Genomic DNA, 22,695 nt, shown 5'->3' with positions numbered 1-22,695 from the left:
CGTCCGGGCGGCGCTGGGCCGTCAGTTCGGCACCGCCGCCAGCACGCGGCCGCGCACGCGCTCCATGAGCAGCGGGCTCGCCAGAGCGGCAACGACGATGACCCAGATCGCGCACTCCGCGAGGAAGCGTTGCAACCCCGTTCCCGGCATCGTGGCGTGGATCGCCAGCCCGAGCCCCCATCCGCCGAGCATGATCGCGACCATCACCGCGATCAGGACCAGCGTGTGGCGGAGCGGATGGGCGAGTGTCTGGCGCATGATCACCAGCGTCAGGATTCCGACCTGGGTCAGGAGGTCGCTCGCCACGATCGCGATTGCGGCCCCGAGCGGCCCGAGCCGGGGGATCAGCAGGGCCGAGAGGATCAGGAACGCGATGAGCTGCAGCCCCTTGGTCCGGACCAGGAGATCGCCTCGATTGCTGTGATTGGCAAAGACGAATGCCATCAGCGAGGGCGCGACGACGGCAGAGCCGAGCAGCAGCGTCACGGTGAGCGTGGCATCGTTCGGAATGCTGCCATGCGTCCACAGCGCAAAGAAATCCGACCAGAACGGTAACAGCCCGGCGACGATCAGGCTGGCCATGGCGGTAACGAACACCGACCCATGGGCATAGAGTCCGCGCAGCCGCACCTTGTCGCCGATCGCATGATCGTGGCCGAGCTCCGCGCCGATCGGCAGCGTGATCTGGATGCAGACGCCTCTCACGAAGCTCGCGATCACGCGGATCAGGCCCCATTGCGCCACCGCCACGCGATCAGCGACCATCGCGCTGACCAGCAGCATCGGCGCGTTGGCAAGCGCGAGCTCGGTGAGGTTGGCAATGGAGAACGGAAAGGCGAGCCCGAACTGTCCGGCGCTCCAGCGCCAGGACGGCGAAGTTGCCGAACGGTTCCGGCGCAGAAACGGCAACTGGCGCGGCGCATCATAGGCAATCAGGAACAGCGCGAACAGGATTTGCACCGAGACGTAGGCGATCGCGACCGCCAGCAGGCTGCCGAACCAGGCGATCGCGACGAGCTGCCCGACCTGCCCGAGCAGCAGCGCGACGTTTTGCGACCACACGGCCCGTCCATATTTGCCGCGCACGCGATAGAGGCCGGAGGCCAGATTGGCCGGCAATGCGAGCAGCGTGCCCACGGTCATCACGAGCATCGCGGTGTCGAAGGTCGGCATCGCATGAAATCCGAGCACCGCCGCGGGCGGAAACAGCTCGGTGCTCGCGGCCAACAACACGCCGAGCACCACGACGATGCCCAGATAGATCCGCATCATGCGCGCGTAAAAACTCGCCGTCCGTCCGTCGCAATCGACGCAGGACTTGAAGCTGAGAAACCGGTTGATGGCGCGAAGCTGCAAGCCGGCATCGGCGACGATGACGAGACTTCCCGCCGCATAGAGCGCAAGCCAGGCCGCAAGCCTGTCGCTGCTCCAGAAGTGCAGGAACGCAGGGATGAGGAGGAGCTGCTGCGTCAGCGCCAGCAGCATCTGCACCAGGTTTGCCGACCAGCCGTGAATGAGCCGGTGAAGACGGCCGCTCCCCCCCTCGCGGGAGGGGCCGCCCGTCCTGCCTGGCGCGTCAACTTGCGTATCGGTCAAGCCGCATCCTTCCCGGCAAACGTGCGCGCCGCCTCGGCACGCCGCGAGCTCCGCTCGGATCAGCGAAGTTACCCCGCCTTATAGCGGAAAGAGCCGAATGAGCGAGGTCGGATTGTGGATTGAAAGCATCCCTCAAGGCAGATAGATAGCTTAAGGAATAGCCTACAGGTTCATTCGGTAAAGCGGCCGATCTCAGCAGGCAGCCGGCCGGAGGGGCATCGGCGAACACCACGAACTTTCCAAGCGGTCTTCACACCATGCGCAAGCAATTGTTCTCTTCGGGAGCGGCGTTCGTCGTCTCATTGCTCATTTCGGTGTTGGCCGCAGAGGGCATTCTGCGGCTCAAGAACAGCTCGATGAAGAATTACGACATCGAAATGTGGAGATACGCGCGAGAGCTCAAGATTCCCAGCCCGCAACCTGAGCTGGGCCATGACCACATCAAGAACGGTTCCGCGATCCTGCAGTCCGTGGAAATCAGGACGAACGATTGGAAGTTACGTGGCGGGCCGGTTGCGCCTCGCAGTGATGTCAAGCGCCGCATTCTTTTCCTGGGCGGCTCCATTACGCTCGGATGGGGCGTACCCGAGAGCGAGACGATCAGCTCACGCATCGAACTCGCCCTGCGCGAGAAAGGGGAAAGCGTCGACGTCCTCAACGGCGGCGTCGGCAATTACAATGCTGAGCGGTACGTTCAGCGGTTTTTCTCGGAACTTGAGGGCCTGAAGCCCACGGATATCGTCGTGCAGTACTTCCTTCGTGACGCCGAGAAGCTCGATCAAAGTTCGGGCAATTGGCTATTGAGGAACAGCGAATTGGCCGTGACGATGTGGATCGTCGCAAATCGCGTCTTGAACAAGTCCGGAGAAAAGTCGCTCGTCGAACACTACAAGCAGGTTTACCGCGATGACCAGCCTGGGTTCATTGAAATGCAGCGCCAGCTCCGGCAACTGGCAGATTACGCCATGAAGAACAACATCCGGCTCTATCTCGCAATGACGCCCGATGTTCACAACTTGAAGGATTACCCGTTCCAGTTCATTCACGATAGGATGCGGGCTATCGCCCAGGCAGACGGATACGCCTTCGTGGATCTTCTGCCGGCGCTGAACAATCTGTCGCCCGAGCAGATTTGGGCCATGCCGGGCGATCCTCATCCCAACTCGCTGGGCCACAAGCTGATGGCCGACGCGCTTCTTCCTGTTCTGGATCAGTAATCGCGGAACGCCAAACGAGATGCTCTTCTCCGACCCCGCATTTGGCGTCTTTTTTGTCTTTTATTTCGGCGCCCATCTTGTGACGCCGCCGCGCTTTCGCATTTACCTTCTCATCGTTGGAAGCACGATCTTCTACGGCTGGTGGAAGATCGAGTATGTGTGGCTACCCTACCTACTCAGTGCTATCGCGTGGTTCGGCGTGCTGTTCATTGACCAGGCGAAAGAACAGAAAACCCGAAAGCGACGGCTCGTCGGCACGCTGCTGCTGCTTTTCGTCCCTTTGGTTGCCTTCAAATATACGCACTTCCTGATCCACGACGTTCTCGGCTTATCTGCGCAACCACTGGACGACAAATTTCGGCTCGCGCTTCCGCTCGGGGTGTCATTCGTAACGTTTACGCTTACCGCCTATGTGGTCGACACTTACCGGGGGCAATTCCCACCCGTACGCCAATTCAGCTCTATTCTGGGCTATGTCTTGTTCTTTCCCCATTTGATCGCCGGCCCAATTCTTCGACCGCACGAGCTCCTGCCGCAACTGTCGAAAATAAGACGAGCACTTGATGCCCGCTTCACGCTCGGGGCTTCCTTGTTCGTTCTCGGTCTCTGCAAGAAGCTCGTTTTCGCCGACGCAATCGCCCCCTATGTGGACAACGTCTATACGCCGGGGGCTCACGGAACCTATGACTATCTGCTCGCAATCTACGGGTTCTCTGCGCAGATCTATTGCGACTTCAGCGGATACACCGACATGGCTGTCGGTCTTGCGTATCTTCTGCGCATTCGACTGCCGCAAAATTTCAGATCGCCCTATAGTTCAAGGTCGATTGTCGAGTTTTGGCGCCGGTGGCATATCACTTTGTCTTTTTGGCTCCGCGACTATCTCTACATTGCCTTGGGTGGCAATCGACTAGGTTTCGCTCGCCAGCTCGTCAATCTCATGATCACGATGCTTCTTGGTGGCCTGTGGCACGGAGCCAATTGGACCTTTGTAGTCTGGGGGGGCCTGCACGGCTGCGCTCTCGCCTTGAACCACATGCTCAATCGCTTCTGGCCGAACTTCAGGCTGCCGGGCTGGCTCGGCGTTTTGCTCACGTTTCACTTCGTCACTCTTGCCTGGATCTACTTTCGATCCCCGAACCTAAGTGTTGCGAGGGACATCCTTGCCGGTCCCTTGACCGGGAGTGCACAGGATCCCTGGGTGTTCCTGGCGGAGCACGCCTACCCCGTTCTGCTGATCGTTGTATTCCTCGCCCTTCATCCCTTTGATAGTCATGCCAGAATTCGATTGGCCCTGAAGGCTACATCTAGAGCTGTGGCTTGGGCCCTGCTACTGGTACTTTCGACGCTGGCGATTGCACTCAGTCAGGGCAGCTCAGCCAAGTTCATCTATTTCGACTTCTAAGCCCTTGAACTCGCTTTCTATTTGCCACCGGCGCGAAACGCCTGTATCTAGGCCCGGCATCCAATCAAGCTTGCTGGGCAGATGACGAGCGGCAAACATCATGAATTTGGCGCGGGTGGCATTCCAATTGGCACTCCGTCGAATCGGTCCTTCGGATTTGTATTTTCTGCGGCGTTTGCTGTGTGGGCTGGATACCTCGCTTACCACGGCAAGATGACCTTCCTGCCTGTCGCTTGCCTTGCGGCGTTTTTTGGCGTGGCGGGCGCCTGCGACGCCAAGCTGCTCACTCCCCTCAACAGGATGTGGATGAGGTTAGGTCATTTGCTCGGCCTGATCGTCGCGCCCATCGCACTTGGGATCCTGTTCTTTGCCGTCATTTCCCCAATCGCTGCCCTGGCCAGAGCGATCGGCAAGGATTTCCTGCACATCAAGCGAGACGTCACGAGATCCTCCTACTGGATCGTGCGGCAGCCACCTGGGCCGGACGCTGCAAGCATGCATCAACAATTCTAGGAGGCCGCCTTGTCATTTGTCGTCGAGTTTTGGAATTTCCTGCGCGTTCGCAAGAAGTATTGGCTTCTTCCCGTGCTCGTGATGATGGCGCTACTGGGCGGACTGATCGTACTTAGTCAGACGAGCGCCGTAGCTCCGTTCATCTACGCGTTGTTCTAGCCCGTCTCGCCGATGCGGATACTGGGCATATCAGCTTATTATCACGACAGCGCCGCGGCACTGATTGTCGATGGTGATGTCGTGGCGGCCGCCCAAGAGGAGCGTTTCACGCGTCGAAAGCACGACCCCTCGTTCCCGGCCAACGCAATATCCTACTGCCTGCAGAACGTCGGCTGCACGCCGCGCGATCTCGACGCGATCGCTTTCTACGACAAGCCGTTCCTGAAGTTTGAGCGCCTGCTCGAGACTTACATGTCCTTTGCGCCGGCCGGCTTTTCGTCGTTTCGAAAGGCGATGCCGTTGTGGCTCCGCGAAAAGCTATTCCAGAAAGACCTGCTTCTCCGCGAGTTTCGAAAGATCGACGGTGGAGATATCGATCCGAAACGGTTGCTGTTTTCCGAGCATCACTTCGCTCATGCCGCCTCGGCCTTCTTTCCATCACCATTCACGGATGCTGCCGTGTTGACGATGGATGGCGTCGGCGAGTGGACGACGTCCTCATTGGCGATTGGAAGCGGAAACGATCTGGCGATCGAGAAGGAACTGCGGTTTCCGCATTCGCTGGGGCTCCTCTACTCGGCTTTTACCTACTACCTCGGCTTCAAGGTAAACTCCGGTGAATACAAGGTCATGGGCCTTGCTCCCTATGGCGAGCCCAAATTCGCGCAAGCCATCCTCGACCGCATCGTCGATGTGAAGCAAGACGGGACATTCTGGCTCGACCAGACTTATTTCGACTATTGCACCGGACTTACGATGACCAACGACCGGTTTTCCAATCTGTTTGGTCAACCCGTGCGAAAGCCTGACCAACTCCTGACGCAATTTCATATGGATATGGCGGCTTCCATCCAGGCCGTCACTGAAGAGATCGTACTGAAGCTGGGCCGCTCTATTCGAGCGGAGACGGGCGCCCGTCACCTTTGCCTTGCAGGAGGCGTTGCGCTGAATTGCGTGGCCAATGGCAAGCTGCTCAAGGAACGGATCTTCGAAGATATCTGGATTCAGCCGGCGGCTGGGGACGCTGGCGGGGCGGTGGGAACGGCTCTGGCTGCGTACCATGTGAATATGGGGCAGCCGCGCAGGATCAGGCCGAACCGCCAGGACGGCATGAGCGGCGGCTATCTCGGGCCCGAATTCAGCCAGGACGAGATTGAGCGGGAGCTCCGGGTTGCGAAAGCCTGCTTCACGACTCTTTCCGACGACGAACTCATAAACGCGACGGCTCAGGCCCTTGCCGAGGGCAAGGCGGTGGGCTGGATGCAGGGGCGAATGGAGTTTGGCCCCCGTGCACTCGGTGCCAGATCGATACTCGGTGACCCCCGGTCCGCGATCATGCAAAAGATGCTCAATCTGAAGGTCAAGTACCGTGAGAGTTTTCGTCCTTTCGCGCCTTCCGTGCTTCGCGAAGACGTTTCCGAATGGTTTGAGCTCGATTGCGCCTCCCCGTATATGCTGCTCGTGGCGGATGTCGTCGCATCGCGGCGACGACAGATGACGGCGAGCGAAGCCTCCCTGTTCGGAATTGACAAACTCAACGTTCCGCGGTCGGAGATTCCGGCGGTTACCCATGTCGACTATTCTGCACGCATTCAGACCGTCGATCGTGAGGTCAACGCGCCATATCACGCACTGATTTCCCGTTTTAAGGCTCTTACCGGCTGCCCTGTGCTCGTGAATACAAGCTTCAACGTTCGAGGCGAGCCTATCGTCTGCACACCGTCCGATGCGTTCCGATGTTTCATGGGATCGGAGATCGAGGTGTTGGTGGTTGGCAATGCTTACCTGGAAAAGGAAGAGCAAGATCCCGGCCTCAAGCTGAATTACGAACATGCATTCGAACTCGACTGACAGCCGCCGTGACTCCGCTCTGTTGGCAGCCGGCAAAATGAAGCAGATGGTGCTTGCCGGAGCGCGACTGCTGGGCGTGTGGCTGATTGTCCTGGCTGTCCTCGCGCTGGGCGTGGAAGCAGTTGCGAGGGTCGCTTTTCCTTACGTTCCGCCGGGCGTGTGGGACTATCGCGGCTCACGCCCCCCGGCCTACAGAAGCGCCTCCTTCTTTTCGCAGGATTTCATCGAGGAATCGCGTTCGCACCAGAACTGGATCAACCCTCCCAACACGAGGATCATTTATCCGGGAGACTACAGCGGTCGCTGGTTCAACGTGAAGAACGGCGCTCGCCTGACCGTAGGCAGCCCCGCTTCGGCGGACCGACGAATTTTACTGATCGGAAGTTCGACGATTTACAATGCCGAGGTACCCGATGAATTCACGATCGCCAGCCAGCTTCAAAAGCTCATCAATCGCTATAGGGGCGAACAAGTCCAGGTTGTCAATCTCGGCGCATCGGGCGTCAATGTTGCTCAACAGCTGGAGAGATTGAAGACTCTGTCGATAGGTCCTCAAGACATCGTCCTGTTCTACGACGGAACAGGCGACGCGATGCAGGGAGTCTTCTATGCGAACTTCGATGGATGGATCGTTGGAGAAAATCGCAAGCAGCTCAACAACGTCATCGCTCGCCACCGCCCCGCGATCGAGGGTCTCGCAAGGCATAGCCGCTTCTTCAATTGGCTTTACGCCAAGTCGACTAATTACCTTCCCGAGCACCTGAAGCATCCAGATCAAATAAGATCGCTCGCGGTAGACTCGCGTGAGAAATTACTCCGAGGCCTTCTGGAAACCGATGCTTACGTGCGTTCTCAGGGAGCCACCTTCATGCACGTGCTTCAACCTGACCTGTTCACGCGACCGCTTCGCGACTTCGAACTCTCGCTCGTTCAGAACCATTTTCTCACGATGGACGGGATCGAGCCCGCTCTGCGCATAGCACATGCGGAATTCGCGTCGCTGACCGGCGTCCTGAAGTCACAGGGCATCGACGCTTTCGATGCAACGGCGCTGTTTGACGACGTCACCGAACCGATCTATTTGGATTTTGCACACACCAACGACGTGGGGAACAGGCTGATTGCCAAATTCCTTTTCGACGCTCTGGGCAAATCCAGGTCGCTTTCTGAAAACTGACGCGTTTCATCGGCGTTGACCGCCCGAAACGTCATCAATGGAAGAAAAAGCCCGATTGCGGCCCAAGCACCGCCTGCACAACGTCTGTGATCTGGTGCGCCGAAACATCGTGGATCGCTTCACCCACGGTACCGAGCGCGTCAAGCACAGCTTCCTTGCTCGCGGTCCATGAGCGTCCTTCCGCAGCAAGACTGAAATCAAAATATTCGGCGGAATGATTGTCCCCGACGTTGACGGCCCCGGCTTCGAAAACGAACGCGCTGGAGCTCAAGTTGGACGAATTGGCAGTGGCCGCCCCCGAAGAGGAAGCGGAAATCACCCCGTCTCCATTCAAATCCTGCTGGAAGCCGGACTCATAGCTTTTGAGGGTCGTGCTCGTGCCAGACAGCACTGCAGTGTTGTTGAGGTAGTTGCCGTTGCTGTCCAGCGTCCAGATGATGAACTGGTTCGACCCGGCCGCGTACATCGCGAGTTGGTAGCCACTTGACGTCTTTTCCGCGGCTATGGGCGACCAGCCGGCAAACTGACCCGCCGCAAGCGGCGAGTTATTCAGCATGACCTCCACTCCTGCGCCGCCAGCATTTGGCGTCATGAAATAATTGGAGCCGACCTGCGCAAGCTTCGTCACACCTGCTGATTCGATCGTGGTGCCCGTGCTCGCCGGAGTACCGATCGTGCCGTCTCCGTTGAGATCCTGCTGAAAGCTCGTTTCATAGCCCTGCAAGGCTGCGCTCGTGCCGGACATAACAGCGGTGTTCGAAAGGTAGTTGCCGTTGTTGTCCAGGCTCCAAACAATGAATTGATTAGACCCGCCGGCATACATGGCAAGTTGATAGCCGGCTGACGTCTTCTCCGCCGCAACAGGGGCCCAGCCAGCGAATTGTCCAGCCGCAAGCGGCGAACCGTTCAGGAAGACCTCCGGCCCGGAACCGCCGGAAGCGGGGTTCATAAAGTAATTGTTCGCGACCTGGACTAGCTTAGTCGCGCCGGCTGCTTCAATCACGGTGCCGGCAATTGCCGGAATGCCGATCGTGCCGTCTCCGTTGAGATCCTGCTGAAAGCTGGTCTCATAGGTCTCCAGCGTCGCGCTGGTTCCAGACACGGGAGCGCTGTTTGTGACGTAGGCGCCATTGTTGTCGAGCGTCCAGATGATGAATTGGTCTGACGCACTTGCATGCATGGCCAGTTGATAGCCGCTCGAGGTCTTTTCCGCTGCCACGGCCGACCATCCGGCAAACTGCCCTGCAGTCAGCGGCGAACCGTTAAGCGTAACTTGGGGGCCAAAGCCGCCGGCGGCAGGATCGAGTGCGTAAACGCTCCCATATTGCACAAGGCTAGTCACACCGAGCGCTTCGATTGTGACTCCGGGAGTGGTCAAGACCGTGCTCGAGACCGTGCCGTCGGCGAACTGGAAACTCTCCACGCCCGAGACGGTGTCGGTACCGTCGGGTGTGCCGGAGCGCAGGTCGACCAGCGTGAAGACCTGCGTGGCCGAGTTGTAGCTGATTCCGTAATTCGCCTTGCTGCCGGAGTACACCGCGGTGTCGGTGCCGGAGCCGCCGAGAATCGTGTCGTTGCCGCCGCCGCCCGTGATGGTGTCGTTGCCACCGCCGCCGTTCAGGACGTTCGCAATCGCGTTGCCGATGATCGTGTCGTTGCCCGAGCCGCCGATGGCGTTGTCGATGTAGGAGCGCGCGTCGTTGTTGTAGAGATAGGCGTTGTAGACGTTGCCGGAAGCGTAGTGGCCGTTGCCGAGATAGGCGATCTGCGTCGACGAGAACACCGACGCTGCGCCCGGATTGAGGTTGAGCGACAGGTTCGTCGTGTAGTTCGACAGATCGTAGGTATCGACGCCGTTGCCGTCCCAGACCGTCTCAAAAATGCGGTTTGCCGAGCCGCCGGCACCGCCGCCCGGGGCAAGCTGTCCGACGCCGTTGATGAACTCCTGCCCGGTGGTCGGGCTCCAGGTGTAGACGGTGTTGCCGCTCTGCGTGTTATAATTCGCGCCGTAGAGCGTCTGCATCGCGAGGATGTCGTTCGCCATATAGGTTTGCGAGAACCCGTAGGCCTCGGCCGTGTAGCCGGTCAGCGGCGCACCGACATAGCTGCGATAGCTCATGATGGTGTATTCGCTGTCGTCATGCGCACTGGGCACCGCGACGTTCGAGACGCCACCGGTCTCCTGGCTGTGCTTCAGGCCGACGGCATGGCCGAGCTCGTGCAGCGCAGTCGCGAAGTAGTAGTTGCCGAGCGAGGCCAGCGAATAATTGTAGCCCGTTCCGAACCAGATATCGCCGCCGGACGGATAGCTCGACGGATAATAGGCGTAGGAGGTCGGATTGGCCGCCGGCGACTGCGCCACCATGATGTCGGCGCCGTTGGTGCCGGCGTACTGGATGTTGGCGTTGGTATAGCTGTTGATCAGCCCGACGGCATAGACGATCGCCGCCTGCATCTGGCTCGGCGCCTGCGTGAAGCCCGAACCGGTCGGCTCGCCATTGCCGTTGTAGTTCGACGAATAGTCGCTCGGCGAGTCCGGGAAGCTGTAGGTGATCGTGCCGGACCATTTGGTGCCGCCGAGCAGCCCATCGATCTCCGTATTATTCGTAGCGCTGGCATAGACGGCGGTGGCCAAGGAAGGTCTCCAGGAATACGCGCATAGTCCGATTCAAAAGCGACAACGATTCTAGCCTTAGAGTGATACGTTTGCTTTAATTTGGACAGCTTGCGATATGCGCCTTCGATAACGACTTGTTAAGAGAAATTACCGTGTCTACGCCGACGCGGAACTGGGCTGGAGCGAATTTGGAGAGCGACATGAAATTGCTCCGCCTAGCCGCCGCTGTCTTGGGCGCGCTGGTCGCGCTCGGAAGCGTGGACCATTTGCTTCCCAAGGAACATCCCATCATGGCGCGGAAAGCTCAAGCGGACGAAACCGGCAAGGGAACACCGGCACGCTCCGTTCCCCCCGCCCGCGATCCCGCCATTGCGGTCGCCGAAGAGTACGAGATTGCCCGCCGCAAGGGGACGGCCGAGGCGTTCGAGCTGTTCATCGCGCGCCATGGCGACGATCCGCTCGCCGAGAAGGCCCGCGCCGAGCTGAAGCGCCTGTCGCGCTAGGCCTGAATCTGGCCCTGGGCCTGGCCCTCAGCCCGGCAGAACAAGCTTGCCCACCAAGATCGAGCCCTGGATTTGGCAAGCCCCTGGATTTGGCAAGCCCCTGGATTTGGCAAGCCTGAATTTGCAAGGTGCCCACCTGCGTCAACGCGGTTGCCGCATCTTTTTTCAGCACTATGGTAGGGGCAAAAGTCCGCCCGGAGCTGTCCAAAAATGCCTTTTCCGCATGCCTCGGAAGCCCTCTCGCGCTTCACCGTGCTCGATCTGACGCGCGTCCGGTCCGGTCCCACCTGCGTGCGGCAGCTCGCCGACTGGGGCGCCAACGTCATCAAGATCGATGCGCTCCTGGAGGATTCCGGCGGCGAGCAGCCCGGCGGGCCGCGGCAAGGCTCGGACTTCCAGAACCTGCACCGGAACAAGCGGGCCATGACCCTCAACCTGAAGGACCCCAGGGGATTGGAGGTCTTCAAGCGTCTCGCCGCCAAGGCCGACGTCGTGGTCGAGAATTTTCGCCCCGACGTGAAGACCAAGCTCGGCATCGACTATGAGAGCCTCGCCAGGATCAACCCCCGCCTCGTCTATGGCAGCATCTCCGGCTTCGGCCAGGACGGCCCCTACCACAAGCGGCCGGGCTTCGATCAGATCGCGCAAGGCATGGGCGGGCTGATGTCGATCACCGGCGCGCCAGGCCAGGGACCGATGCGGGTCGGCATTCCCGTTGCCGATCTCACCGCCGGATTGTTCTGCGCCATCGGCATCCTCACCGCTCTGCTCGAACGCGACGTCTCTGGCAAGGGCCAGTGGGTGCAGACCTCGCTGTTGCAGGCGCAGATCTTCATGCTCGACTTCCAGGCCGCGCGCTGGCTGATGGAGAAGGACGTCGCAAAACAGGCCGGCAACAACCACCCGACCTCGATCCCGACCGGCGTGTTCAAGACCTCGGACGGCTACATCAACATCGCCACCACCGGCGGACGCATCTGGGAGCGCTGCGCGCAGGCCATCGGCGCGCCGGAGCTCGTCACCAATCCCGACTATGCGACCGCACCGGCCCGCTCGAAGAACCGCGATGCGCTGAATGCGGCGATCGAAGCGCGCACCGTAACGAAATCCACCGAGACCTGGGTCAGGGAGCTCAACGACGCCGGCGTGCCCTGCGGCCCGATCTACGCCATCGACCAGATGTTCGAAGACGCGCAGGTGAAGCACCTCGGCATCGCGCAGGACGTGCCGAACGAAGAGAACCGTCATATCCGCCTGGTCGGCCAGCCCGTGTCGCTATCGCGCACCCCGAGCAAGATGGTGGCGCGGCCACCGGAATTCGGCGAGCAGACGGACGAAGTGCTGGCCGAGTTCGGCTTTGCCACGGATGAGATTGCAGCACTCAGGCAGGCCAAGGTGGTGTGATCCGGCGGCTTGGCAAGGAAACCAAAAAAGAAGCCCGGCGCAGGCCGGGCTTCGATGTAACCTGAAGGCTTCAGGAGGGCTCAGTACTTCGCGACCACCGGGCCGCCGAACTTGTAGTTCACGCCAACCCGCAGGATGTTGTCGGTGATGCGCGAGCTGTAGTTGCTGGTCAGCACGCCGCCGCCCAGTGCAGGAATCGCGGTGGTGAACGCACCTGAGGTACGGCCGAGATCGACCCAGAGATATTCCAGCTTGGCAGTCCAGTTGCCGCCGATCACGCCTTCGACGCCGGCGCCCACCGTGTAGCCGACGCGCGTATCGGAGTTGGAGAACACGGCAGCCGCGGCGCCGATGGTCTCGGTCGTCTTCACTTCGCCATAGGCCAGACCGCCGGTGGCGTAGAACAGGACGGTCGGGGTCGCCAGGATGCCGACGCGGCCGCGGACCGTTCCGAACCAGCTCAGCTTCTGGTCGAGCGTAACGGGGACTGCCGGTCCGGGGAACACCGCGATCACGCCGAAGGGCGGCGTACAGACGCTGGTCGGACAGAGGAAGCTGCGGCTGCCCTTCTGGTCGCTGCCCTGGATGTCGGCCTCGAGGCCCCACACCCAGTTCTGGACCTGCCAATTGTAGCCGATCTGGGCGCCGCCAATCACGCCGTTCATGTTGGCGCGATCGCTGCTCGTAAACAGCACGGCCCCTGCGCCGTTGGTCAGCGTCGAGTCGTCGCGAGAACGGCCCCAGCTATAACCGATGTTGCCGCCGATATAGAAACCGGTCCAATCGTAGACAGCAGCCACCACCGGCGGCGCCTTCACATAAGGCCGCGGCGCCAGATCGGCAGCCATCGCACCCGTCGCGAGCAGCGAGATCGCCGCCGCCATTCCCATCACAATGCGCTTCATTGAAAGCCCCTTCAGCACGAAAATCTGCGGGGAACATACGCTGGCCGGCGCCGAAAGGCTGTCGCGCATCAGCAACATCTTGAAACATTCAAGTTCCCGCCGATTCAGGATTAAAATACGGTCAAGACGCTAGAAGCCTGATTTCGTTGAGAATTCTTGACCTCGCCTAGCCGGCGGCTGTTTTGGGCTGCCGCGTTAATCCGGCACGCTGGAGCAGGCGGTCGATCAGGGGCCAGAACAGCAGCAGAATCGCCAGCGTCGTAATCGAGCCGACCAGGCCGTTCGACCAGAACACTTTCAGGTTGCCGCCTGAGCCAATCATCGACAGGCGGAAGGCGTCCTCGGCCCGGTTGCCGAGCACCAGGGCCAGCGTGAACGGCGCCAGGGGAATGCCGATCTTCTTGAAGACGTAGCCGACCACGCCAAAGCCCAGCATCAGCCAGATGTCGAACATCGCGTTCTGGATGGCGTAGGCGCCGATCGCGCAGGACACCACGATCATCGGCGCCACCGCCGCGAACGGCACGCGCAGGATCGAGGCAAAGATCGGCACGGTCGTCAGCACCAGCACGAGGCCGACGACATTGCCGAGATACATCGAGGCGATCAGGCCCCAGACGAAATCCTTGTGCTCGACGAACAGCAGCGGGCCCGGGTTGAGCCCCCACACCATGAGGCCGCCGAGCAGGATCGCCGCGGTGCCCGAGCCGGGAATGCCGAGCGCGAGCATCGGCAGCAGTGCGGAGGTGCCCGACGCATGCGCGGCGGTCTCCGGCGCGAACACGCCCTCGATGCGGCCCTTGCCGAAGCTTTCGGGGTCCTTCGCAAAGCGCTTGGCGAGATTGTAGCCCATGAAGGAGGCCGCGATCGCGCCGCCCGGCGTGATGCCGAGCCAGCAGCCGATGAAGGAGGAGCGCAACAGCGTGACCCAGTATTTTGGCAGATCCTTCCAGACCGAGAGCACGACGCGCAGCGAGATGCCGGCGGCATGGCCGCGCAGCGCCAGGCGTTCTTCCATCGTCAGCAGGATCTCGCTGATGCCGAACAGACCGATGACGGCGACCAGGAAGTTGATGCCGCGCAGCAGCTCCGCCGAGCCGAAGGTCATGCGCAGATTACCCGATACCGTGTCCATCCCGATGCCGGCGAGCAATAGCCCGAGCGACATCGAGATGACCGTCTTGTGCTTGGCCTCGCGTCCCAGGCCGACGAAGGAACAGAACGTCAGGAGATAGACCGCGAAGAACTCGGGCGGACCAAATTTCAGCGCGAAGGACGAGATCAGCGGCGCCAGGAAAGTGATCAGCAGCACCGCGACCAGCGAGCCGATGAAGGAGGAGGTGAATGCCGCCGTCAGCGCCTCCGCCGCCCTGCCCTGCTGCGCCATCGGGTAGCCGTCAAAAGTGGTCGCGACCGACCAGGCTTCGCCCGGAATATTGAACAGGATCGAGGTGATCGCGCCGCCGAACAGCGCGCCCCAATAGATGCAGGACAGCATCACGATCGCCGACGTAGGATCCATCGTGAAGGTCAGCGGCAAAAGGATCGCCACCCCATTGGGGCCGCCGAGCCCGGGCAATACGCCGACGAAGATGCCGAGCACGAGCCCGACCATCATCAGCGCGAGCGTCTTGCCCGTCAGCAGAACGCCAAAACCCTGAACCAGCAGACCGAAAGCTTCCATCACACCGGCTCGCGCTTAACCACCGAAGGCCGCTTCGAGCGGTCCCTTCGGCATGATGACGTCGAAGGCGATATCGAACGTGACGAACATGATCGCCGTGAACACGAAGGCAGTGAGCAGCGACTTCCACAGCGCGATCTTGCCGACCAGCCGCATGAAGCCCGCGACCAGGAGGAAGCTCGCAACGTAAAGCCCGAGGAACTGCATCACCAGGCAGAACAGCAGCGTCGGCACGAACACTGCCAGCACGCGGCGAAACTGCGCGCGGGTGACAAACGATTCGGACGCAGCCCGCTGCGACAACAGCGCGCTGAGAAGGCCGTAGAGGCTTCCGCCGCCGAGGATGACGGACAAATAGAACGGGAAATAGCCGGGCTCGGGCCCGGTGGAATCCCAGGAGATGCCGGTGCGCCAATTGTCGTAGCCGAGCGTGACGGCGAGCGCGAGCAGGAGCAGCGAGACGACGATCTCGATCGTTCGCGTGCTGACGACACTGGGCGAGTCGTCTTCGGGCGCGGTCGGATCGTCGACGACGATTTCGATATCGGTTTGGGACATGCTTCTGCCAAATCAAATTGCGCTGTCATCATCCGCCTTGTGCGCAATTGCGCACTGGAGCGGATGATCCAGTACTCCGTGCAGAAGCCGTTTCGTTGAGCTCTGTGCGATACTGGATGCCCCGCCTTCGCGGGGCATGACACCGACGGTGGTTACTTCGCAACGAAACCCGCTTCCGTCATCAGCGACTTGTTGAGCTGGTCGTCCTCTTCGAGAAACTGCACCATGTCCTTGCCGGTGAGGAAGATCGGCTTCAGCGCCTGCTTCTCCATATACTCCTTGTACTCAGCCGTCTGCGTCACCTTGTGGAAGAGATCGACGTAGAACGCCTGCTGCTCCGGCGTGACCTTGCCGGGCAGGAACATCGCCCGCAGCATCAGGTACTGGATGTCCAGCCCCTCCTCCTTGCAGGTCGGGATGTCGTGCCAGGACTGCGCCTCCGTCACCTTGGTGGTGTAGGAGATGCGCTCCTTGTCGAACACGCAGAGCGGACGAACCTGGCCGGCGCGCCAGACTTCGAGATTTTCGGATGGATTGTTGACGTTGGACTCAGTGTGATTGCCGACGAGCTGGGTCGCAGCCTCGCCGCCGGACTTGTAGGGCAGATAGGAGAACTTTGCGCCGGTCTTCTGCTCCATGAAGACGGTCAGCACGTGGTCCTCGCGCTTCGAGCCGGTGCCGCCCATCTTGAACGGGCTGCTTGCCGCCTTCGCCGCCGCGATGAAGTCCTTCACCGTCTTCGGTCCGCCGGCGTTGTCCCAGAGCACGAACTGGTCGAGCGCGATCACCGAAACCGGCGTCAGCTCGCGCCAGTTGAACGGGATTTTTGCCGACAACGGCAACATGTAGATCAGCGAATAGGCGATCAGCACCTTGTTGGCGTCGCCCTCGCTGGTCTTCATGTACATCAAGGCTTCGGCGCCGGAGGCCCCGCCCTTGAGCGAGACCACCATCGGCTGCTTCATCAGATTGTTCTTCTGGATCGCGGCTTGCATCATCCGCGCCATCTGGTCGGACGCCCCGCCGGCGCCGGCGGCGACCACGATTTCGACGGGCTTTGTCGGTTCCCAGCCGGCAGAAGCCGGCGCACTGCACAGCGCGGCTGCCAGCGCGATTGCGGCCTTCATCCCATGTCCCACGAGTTTCTTCCCTATGTTCTTGTTTTGGATTGGCAATTCGGACGTCAACTTGAACCGCATTTTGCGGATGAATGCCAGCAAGTTCAAGCTGCCAACCGGCCCCCTGCTTATGACTTTGGGCTGAGATGGCAGGCGCAATAAAAGACGCGGGCCCCCTTCCGGAAAGCCCGCGCCTGAACAATTCGAGATGCCGAAATGACTAATGACTGATGTCAGTCTTCGCCCGCTTCCTCCGCACGACACGCGCGGAGGCGGTGCGAAGGACTGATGGGCTACTTGCCCTTCCAGTTGGGCGTGCGCTTGTTGAGAAAGGCGTCCATGCCTTCGCGGAAATCTTCGCTCATATAGGCCTTGAGGATCAGATCCTCGCCTTCCTCGCGCGACAGCGTCCGGCGGATGCGGCGCACCGCCTCCTTGGTCGCTTCCAGCGTGAGCGGTGCGTGGCTCGCGACGAGCTTTGCGGTCTCGTCCGCACGACGCTGGAGTGTCGCAACGTCGGGCACCACTTCGTTAAGCAGGCCGAGCGCGAGCGCTTCCGGCGCTTCGACCAGGCGCGCCTTGAAGATCAGATCCTTGGTCCGGGCCGGCCCGACCAGCGAGACGACGCGGCTGATGTTGGACATCGACAGGCAGTTGCCGAGCGTGCGCGCGATCGGAAATCCCATCCGGGTCGTCTCGGTGCCGATGCGGATATCGCAGCACGCCGCAATGCCGGCGCCGCCGCCGGTGCAGGCGCCGGCGATCGCCGCGATGACGGGTACGCGACACTGCTCAAGCGTGCCGAGCACGCGGTCGATCCGCGCCTCGTAGTCGAGTGCGTCCTGCGCGGTCTTGAAGGCGCGGAACTGCGAGATGTCGGTGCCGGAGGCAAACGCCTTGTCGCCGGCGCCGGTGAGGATCAGCGCCTTGATCGAACGGTCGGCGTTGATCTCCAGGCAGATCTCCGCCATGCGCTCATACATGGCGAAGGTTAGTGCGTTGCGCGCCTGCGGACGGTTGAAGGTGATCCGCGCGATGCCGTCCGCGACGGAGTAGAGCAGGTCTTCGCTGGTGGTCGCTGGTGCGTTCATCGCGCGCTCACTTTATTCTTGTTGTTCTGGCCGACTTGTTCAGGCGACCTGAGCCTTTGCCATCGGCACCACGTCGCGTCCCTTCAGGACCTCCATGGCCGCCAGCACTCCGCCGGAGCGATGCGGGATCTTGGCGAGATCGAGACCCATCTCGACGCCGGCCAGCGTTCCCATCAGCATGAGGTCGTTGAAGTGCCCGATATGACCGATGCGGAACACCTTGCCCTTGACCTTGTTCAGGCCGGTGCCGAGCGACATGTCGAAGTTTTCGAGCACCACCTTGCGGAAGGCGTCGGCGTCATGGCCGTCGGGCACGCGCACGCCGGTCAGCGCCGGCGAATGCGCGTTGGGATCGAGGCACTGCGTCTCGAGACCCCAGACCTTGATCGCCGCGCGGGTCGCAGCGCTGTGGCGCTTGTGGCGGGTCCACACGTTCTCGAGCCCCTCCTCCTCCAGCATCTTGACGGCTTCGCGCAGGCCCATCAGCAGATTGGTCGCGGGCGTATAGGGGAAGGTGCCGAGCTTGTTGAAGGTGATGACCTCCTGCCAGTCCCAATAGGAGCGCATGCCGGGATTGGCCTTGGCGGTTGCGAGCGCCTTTTCCGAGACGGCGTTGAAGCCGAGGCCCGGCGGCAACATCAGCCCCTTCTGGGAGCCCGCGACCGAGACGTCGATGCCCCAGGCGTCGTGCTCATATTCGAGCGAGCCGAGGCCGGAGATGGTGTCGACCATGAGCAGCGCCGGATGCTTGACGCGGTCGAGCAGCTTGCGCACTTCCAATGGCGGCGTCACGCAGCCGGTCGAGGTCTCGTTATGAACGACGCAGACGGCCTTGATCTTGTGCTGCTTGTCGGCCGCGAGCCGCTGCTCCATCTCGACGAGGTCGGCACCGTGGCGCCAGTCGCTCGGGATGAAATCGACCTCGAGCTTGAACTTGTCGGCGATGCCGCGCCAGAGCACGGCGAACTGGCCGGTCTCGCACATCAGCACCTTGTCGCCGGGGGCGAGCACGTTGACCATCGCCGCTTCCCAGGCACCGGTCCCGGACGAAGGATAGATGATCACGGGTTGCTTGGTGCGGAACACCCGCTGGATCGAGGCCAGCACCGCAAAGCCGAGCTCGGCGAACTCCGGACCGCGATGGTCCAGGGTCGGCATATCCATGGCCCGCAGCACCCGGTCGGGCACGTTGGTCGGTCCTGGAATCTGGAGAAAATGCCTTCCAGTATGCACGGTCATGGGCGTCCTTCCCGGTCTCTCGGTGTCTTGCCTCGGGTCTTGTCCCCGAGGGTTTGGCGAGCCGCTCGCATATCACTATTCGCCCGGCTTGTCCCTCGCTTGGGGAGGCCCGTCAATGCACAAGAAGCAGGGCTCGCCTTGCCAATCGGGTCGGCGCTAGGCAAGACGTCACCGGCAACAGGTGAGAGCGGACCATGGCGGCTGAGGCGGCCGAAAAATCACGAAAATCGGCCCAAAGAGACGCCCAAGCAGGCGCCCAAGCAAGCGCCCTTGCCACGCGTCTTGCCCGTGAAATCACGGGTGAGGTGCTGTTCGACGCATTCAGCCGCGGCCGCTATGCCACCGACGCCTCGTTCTACCAGATCATGCCACTCGGGGTCGTGGTGCCCCGCAGCATGGACGAGGCGCTCCGTGCCCTCGCGATCGGCCGGGATGAGGGGCGGATCGTCACCCCGAGGGGTGGCGGCACCTCGCAATGCGGCCAGACCATCAATGACGGCCTCGTGGTCGATTTCTCAAAACACCTGAACCGCATCCTGTCGCTCGACGTCGAAGGCCGTAGCTGCGTGGTCGAGCCCGGCATCGTGCTCGACGACCTCAACCGCCAGCTCAAAAAGCACGGCCTCTGGTTCCCGGTCGACGTCTCCACGGCCTCACGCGCCACCATCGGCGGCATGGCCGGCAACAATTCCTGCGGCGGGCGCTCGCTACGCTACGGCACCATGCGTGACAACACGCTGTCGATGGAGGCAGCGCTCGCCGACGGCACGCTTATGCGGTTCAGCGAGGTGCCGCGCGATCTCGCCGATGTGAACGCGAGCGATCCCGCGCGCGCCTTGTTCCGCGACATGCTCGATCTCGGTGCGCGCGAGGCCGGTGAGATCGCGGAACGGTTCCCAAAGGTGCAGCGTCGCGTTGGCGGCTACAATCTCGATGCGCTGGTGCCGCGCAACGCGCCGAACAACATGGCGCATCTCCTGGTCGGCTCGGAAGGCACGCTCGCCTTCACCACCAAGGTCGAGCTGAAACTGTGGCCCGTGATCCGCAACAAGGTGCTCGGCGTCTGCCACTTCGGCAGCTTTTACGAGGCGATGGATGCGGCCCAGCATCTGGTCAAGCTGAAGCCGATCGCGGTCGAGCTCGTCGATCGCACCATGATTGCGCTCGGCCGCGAAATCGCGATGTTCAGGCCCATCATCGGCGCCGCCATCAAGGGCGATCCGGACGCCGTGCTGGTGGTCGAGTTTGCCGAAGAGGATCAGGCTGACAATCTTCAGCGCCTGAAGCAGCTCACCGAGCTGATGGGCGACCTCGGCTTCGGCTGGGACAACGACAAGCGCAAATGGGGCGGCGTGGTCGAGATCACGGAACCGGCGCTCCAGAGCGGCATCGCCGATTTCCGCGCCGCTGGCCTCAACGTCATGATGTCGATGAAGGAAGCCGGCAAGCCGGTTTCCTTCGTCGAGGACTGCGCGGTGCCGCTGCCGCATCTTGCCGACTACACCGCGCGGCTGAACGAAGTGTTTGCCCGGCACGGCACCAGCGGCACCATGTATGCACATGCCTCCGAGGGCTGCCTTCATGTCCGTCCCGTACTGAACCTGAAGCTGGAGAAGGACGTGAAGGCGATGCGCGCCATTGCGGAGGAAGCCTTCGCAATGGTGCGCGAATACAAGGGCTCGCATTCCGGCGAACATGGCGACGGCCTGGTGCGCTCGGAATTCCACGAGACCATGTTCGGCCCCCGCCTCGTTGCCGACTTCAGGGAAGTGAAGCACCGCTTCGATCCCGGCAACGTTCTGAACCCCGGCAAGATCGTCGACGCGCCTAACATGGATGACCGGTCGCTGTTTCGTTACAGCCCGGACTATCGCGTGGACGAGTTGAAGACACGTCTCGACTGGTCCGCCTATCCCGGCGCCGGCGGCGGTTTCCAGGGCGCGGTCGAAATGTGCAACAACAATGGCGCCTGCCGCAAGCTCGAGGGCGGCGTGATGTGTCCGTCCTATCGCGCGACGCGCGACGAGAAAGACGTCACGCGTGGCCGCGCCAACACGCTGCGGCTCGCGATTTCCGGCCAGTTGGGACCGGACGCGCTGACATCCGACGAAATGATGGAGACGCTGAAGCTTTGCGTGTCCTGCAAGGCCTGCCGCCACGAATGCCCGACCGGCGTCGACATGGCCAAGATGAAGATCGAGGTGCTGGCCGCCCGCGTCGCGTCGAACGGCCTGACATTGCGCGACCGGCTGGTCGGCTATCTCCCGCGCTATGCCGGCCTCGCCGCGCGCTTTGCGCCACCGGTCAACCTGCGCAACCGCAGCCGCCTACTCAGGAAGTTGTTCGAGCGTTTTTCCGGCATCAGCGCCCGCCGCGCCCTGCCTGCCTTCCGCCGTGACGTGTTTACGCCCCCGGCTGTAGTGGTGGGCCCGGAGAACGGTCGCGAGGTCGTGCTGTTCACTGACACCTTCAACCGAATCTATGAGCGCGAGAATCTCGACGCCGCGTTGCGTGTTCTGTCGGCAGGCCGCTACCGCGTGCATTTGCCGAAACCGGTGAGCGGGAGCCGCCCGCTCTGTTGCGGCCGCACCTTCCTCTCCGCGGGTCTCGTCGATGAGGCTCGCGCCGAACTCGATCGGCTGGTTGCGGCCTTCGCGCCATTTGCCGCGCGCGGCGTGCCGATCATCGGTCTCGAGCCGAGCTGCCTGCTGACGCTGCGCGACGAGTTGATGTCACTACGCACGGACGACGACGCCAAGGCCGTCAGCGCTCAAGCCTTCACCTTCGAGGAGTTTCTGGTGCGCGAGGCGAAAGGCGGCCTCCTGCAATTGCGGCTTGCTCCCCTCGCGGACAAGGCGCTCGTGCATGGCCACTGCCATCAGAAATCGTTTGGTGCCTTCACGCCAGTCCAGCAGGCGCTCAGACTCATTCCCGAGCTAGAGGTCGAAACCGTGGAATCGTCCTGTTGCGGCATGGCCGGCGCCTTCGGTTATGGCGCGGACACCTACGACGCATCCATCGAAATGGCCGAGCTATCGTTACTCCCCGCCGTTCGCAATGCGGACAAACATACGCTGATCGTCGCCGACGGCACCTCCTGCCGCCATCAGATTCACGACGGTACGCAGCGCGAAGCTCTTCACGTAGCGCGCGTTATCGCGATGAGCATCGCACGCGCGCAGCCGAACTCCACCATATCTTCTGTTGTAAAGGACCCCACCCATGGCTGAACTCACCCTCGACATCGCCCGCAAGATCCTGGACGCCGCCTTCGCCAAGGCGGGCCAGCTCAAGCTGAAACCGCTCGTCGTCACCATTCTGGACGCCCGCGGCGTCATCAAGCTCGCCGCAGCGCAGGACGGCACCAGCCTGATGCGCGCCGAGATCGCGCACGGCAAGGCCTATGGCGCGCTCGCCATGGGCCTCGGTTCGCGCGCGCTGTTCCAGCGTGCCCAGGAGCAGCCCTATTTCATCGACGCCATGAACACGCTGGCGAAGGGCGCGCTCGTCCCGGTGCCCGGCGGCGTCCTGATCCAGGACGGCACCACGCTGCTCGGCGCCGTCGGCATCTCCGGCGACACGTCCGACAATGACGAGGCCTGCGCCATCGCCGGCATCGAGGCCGCGGGGCTGAAGGCGAACGCGGGCTAAGATAGCC

The 22,695-nt window shown here is 61.7% G+C and carries 18 protein-coding genes; 10 read left to right on the top strand and 8 right to left on the bottom strand.

Annotated features, from left to right (window positions below; translation table 11 throughout):
• Positions 1-21 precede the first annotated feature (21 nt).
• Positions 22-1,596 (bottom strand): MATE family efflux transporter, encoded by a 1,575-nt coding sequence (locus tag KUF59_RS14970; RefSeq protein WP_258769607.1) that lies wholly within the window; start codon positions 1,594-1,596, stop codon positions 22-24.
• 257 nt (positions 1,597-1,853) lie between these two features.
• On the opposite strand from KUF59_RS14970, the gene KUF59_RS14965 reads away from it, so the two are divergent.
• From KUF59_RS14965 to KUF59_RS14940, 6 genes are all read left to right on the top strand, one after another.
• Positions 1,854-2,813 (top strand): SGNH/GDSL hydrolase family protein, encoded by a 960-nt coding sequence (locus KUF59_RS14965; RefSeq protein ID WP_258769606.1) that lies wholly within the window; start codon positions 1,854-1,856, stop codon positions 2,811-2,813.
• Between the two features lie 19 nt (positions 2,814-2,832).
• The gene (locus tag KUF59_RS14960) at positions 2,833-4,218 is read left to right on the top strand and encodes an MBOAT family O-acyltransferase (RefSeq protein ID WP_258769604.1); all 1,386 of its coding nucleotides are present in this window, start codon (positions 2,833-2,835) and stop codon (positions 4,216-4,218) included.
• 81 nt (positions 4,219-4,299) lie between these two features.
• Entirely contained in the window at positions 4,300-4,731 is a 432-nt protein-coding gene (locus KUF59_RS14955; RefSeq protein WP_258769602.1) for an SxtJ family membrane protein, read from the top strand.
• Positions 4,732-4,740: 9 nt separating this feature from the next.
• Entirely contained in the window at positions 4,741-4,890 is a 150-nt protein-coding gene (locus KUF59_RS14950; RefSeq protein WP_258769601.1) for a DUF5989 family protein, read from the top strand.
• 12 nt (positions 4,891-4,902) lie between these two features.
• Positions 4,903-6,741 carry a carbamoyltransferase family protein gene (locus KUF59_RS14945; protein ID WP_258769599.1) on the top strand — a complete coding sequence of 613 codons (1,839 nt, stop codon included), beginning with the start codon at positions 4,903-4,905 and terminating at the stop codon, positions 6,739-6,741.
• 37 nt (positions 6,742-6,778) lie between these two features.
• Positions 6,779-7,918, top strand: coding sequence for an SGNH/GDSL hydrolase family protein (locus tag KUF59_RS14940; RefSeq protein ID WP_258769598.1), 1,140 nt, complete (start codon positions 6,779-6,781; stop codon positions 7,916-7,918).
• 34 nt (positions 7,919-7,952) lie between these two features.
• Here the strand turns inward: KUF59_RS14940 and KUF59_RS14935 are convergent, their stop codons facing one another.
• The gene (locus tag KUF59_RS14935) at positions 7,953-10,553 is read right to left on the bottom strand and encodes a M10 family metallopeptidase C-terminal domain-containing protein (RefSeq protein WP_258769597.1); all 2,601 of its coding nucleotides are present in this window, start codon (positions 10,551-10,553) and stop codon (positions 7,953-7,955) included.
• Positions 10,554-10,735: 182 nt separating this feature from the next.
• Here KUF59_RS14935 and KUF59_RS14930 point away from each other — a divergent pair, with 182 nt between their 5' ends.
• Both KUF59_RS14930 and KUF59_RS14925 read left to right on the top strand, forming a co-directional pair.
• Entirely contained in the window at positions 10,736-11,038 is a 303-nt protein-coding gene (locus KUF59_RS14930) for a hypothetical protein (RefSeq protein WP_258769596.1), read from the top strand.
• A 210-nt stretch (positions 11,039-11,248) separates the two neighbouring features.
• Positions 11,249-12,442, top strand: coding sequence for a CaiB/BaiF CoA transferase family protein (locus KUF59_RS14925; protein ID WP_258769595.1), 1,194 nt, complete (start codon positions 11,249-11,251; stop codon positions 12,440-12,442).
• Between the two features lie 80 nt (positions 12,443-12,522).
• On the opposite strand, the gene KUF59_RS14920 is transcribed toward KUF59_RS14925, so the two are convergent.
• The 6 genes from KUF59_RS14920 to KUF59_RS14895 all read right to left on the bottom strand — a co-directional run bounded on the left by KUF59_RS14920 (position 12,523) and on the right by KUF59_RS14895 (position 19,037).
• Positions 12,523-13,347 (bottom strand): outer membrane protein, encoded by an 825-nt coding sequence (locus KUF59_RS14920; protein ID WP_212457668.1) that lies wholly within the window; start codon positions 13,345-13,347, stop codon positions 12,523-12,525.
• A 166-nt stretch (positions 13,348-13,513) separates the two neighbouring features.
• Positions 13,514-15,031 (bottom strand): tripartite tricarboxylate transporter permease, encoded by a 1,518-nt coding sequence (locus tag KUF59_RS14915; protein WP_258769594.1) that lies wholly within the window; start codon positions 15,029-15,031, stop codon positions 13,514-13,516.
• Positions 15,032-15,046: 15 nt separating this feature from the next.
• Complete coding sequence (locus tag KUF59_RS14910) at positions 15,047-15,589, bottom strand: tripartite tricarboxylate transporter TctB family protein (RefSeq protein WP_258769593.1); 543 nt, start codon at positions 15,587-15,589, stop codon at positions 15,047-15,049.
• 152 nt (positions 15,590-15,741) lie between these two features.
• A complete protein-coding gene (locus KUF59_RS14905; protein ID WP_212457671.1) occupies positions 15,742-16,716 on the bottom strand; it encodes a tripartite tricarboxylate transporter substrate binding protein in 975 nt (324 codons plus the stop codon).
• A 284-nt stretch (positions 16,717-17,000) separates the two neighbouring features.
• Entirely contained in the window at positions 17,001-17,798 is a 798-nt protein-coding gene (locus KUF59_RS14900) for an enoyl-CoA hydratase/isomerase family protein (RefSeq protein WP_212457672.1), read from the bottom strand.
• Positions 17,799-17,837: 39 nt separating this feature from the next.
• Entirely contained in the window at positions 17,838-19,037 is a 1,200-nt protein-coding gene (locus tag KUF59_RS14895; protein WP_212457673.1) for a pyridoxal-phosphate-dependent aminotransferase family protein, read from the bottom strand.
• A gap of 194 nt (positions 19,038-19,231) precedes the next feature.
• On the opposite strand from KUF59_RS14895, the gene KUF59_RS14890 reads away from it, so the two are divergent.
• Together KUF59_RS14890 and KUF59_RS14885 are read left to right on the top strand one after the other, a co-directional pair.
• On the top strand, positions 19,232-22,267 hold the full coding sequence (locus KUF59_RS14890; protein WP_258769592.1) for an FAD-binding and (Fe-S)-binding domain-containing protein: 3,036 nt from the start codon (positions 19,232-19,234) through the stop codon (positions 22,265-22,267).
• Entirely contained in the window at positions 22,260-22,688 is a 429-nt protein-coding gene (locus KUF59_RS14885) for a GlcG/HbpS family heme-binding protein (RefSeq protein WP_212457675.1), read from the top strand. Before KUF59_RS14890 ends, KUF59_RS14885 begins: the two co-directional genes overlap by 8 nt.
• Positions 22,689-22,695: the final 7 nt, after the last annotated feature.

The sequence above is a fragment of the Bradyrhizobium arachidis genome, from assembly GCF_024758505.1.
In the GTDB taxonomy this organism is placed as follows: domain Bacteria; phylum Pseudomonadota; class Alphaproteobacteria; order Rhizobiales; family Xanthobacteraceae; genus Bradyrhizobium; species Bradyrhizobium manausense_C.
Note: the sequence above shows the minus strand (reverse complement) of the source record. Positions and strands in the feature narration are given on the sequence as shown.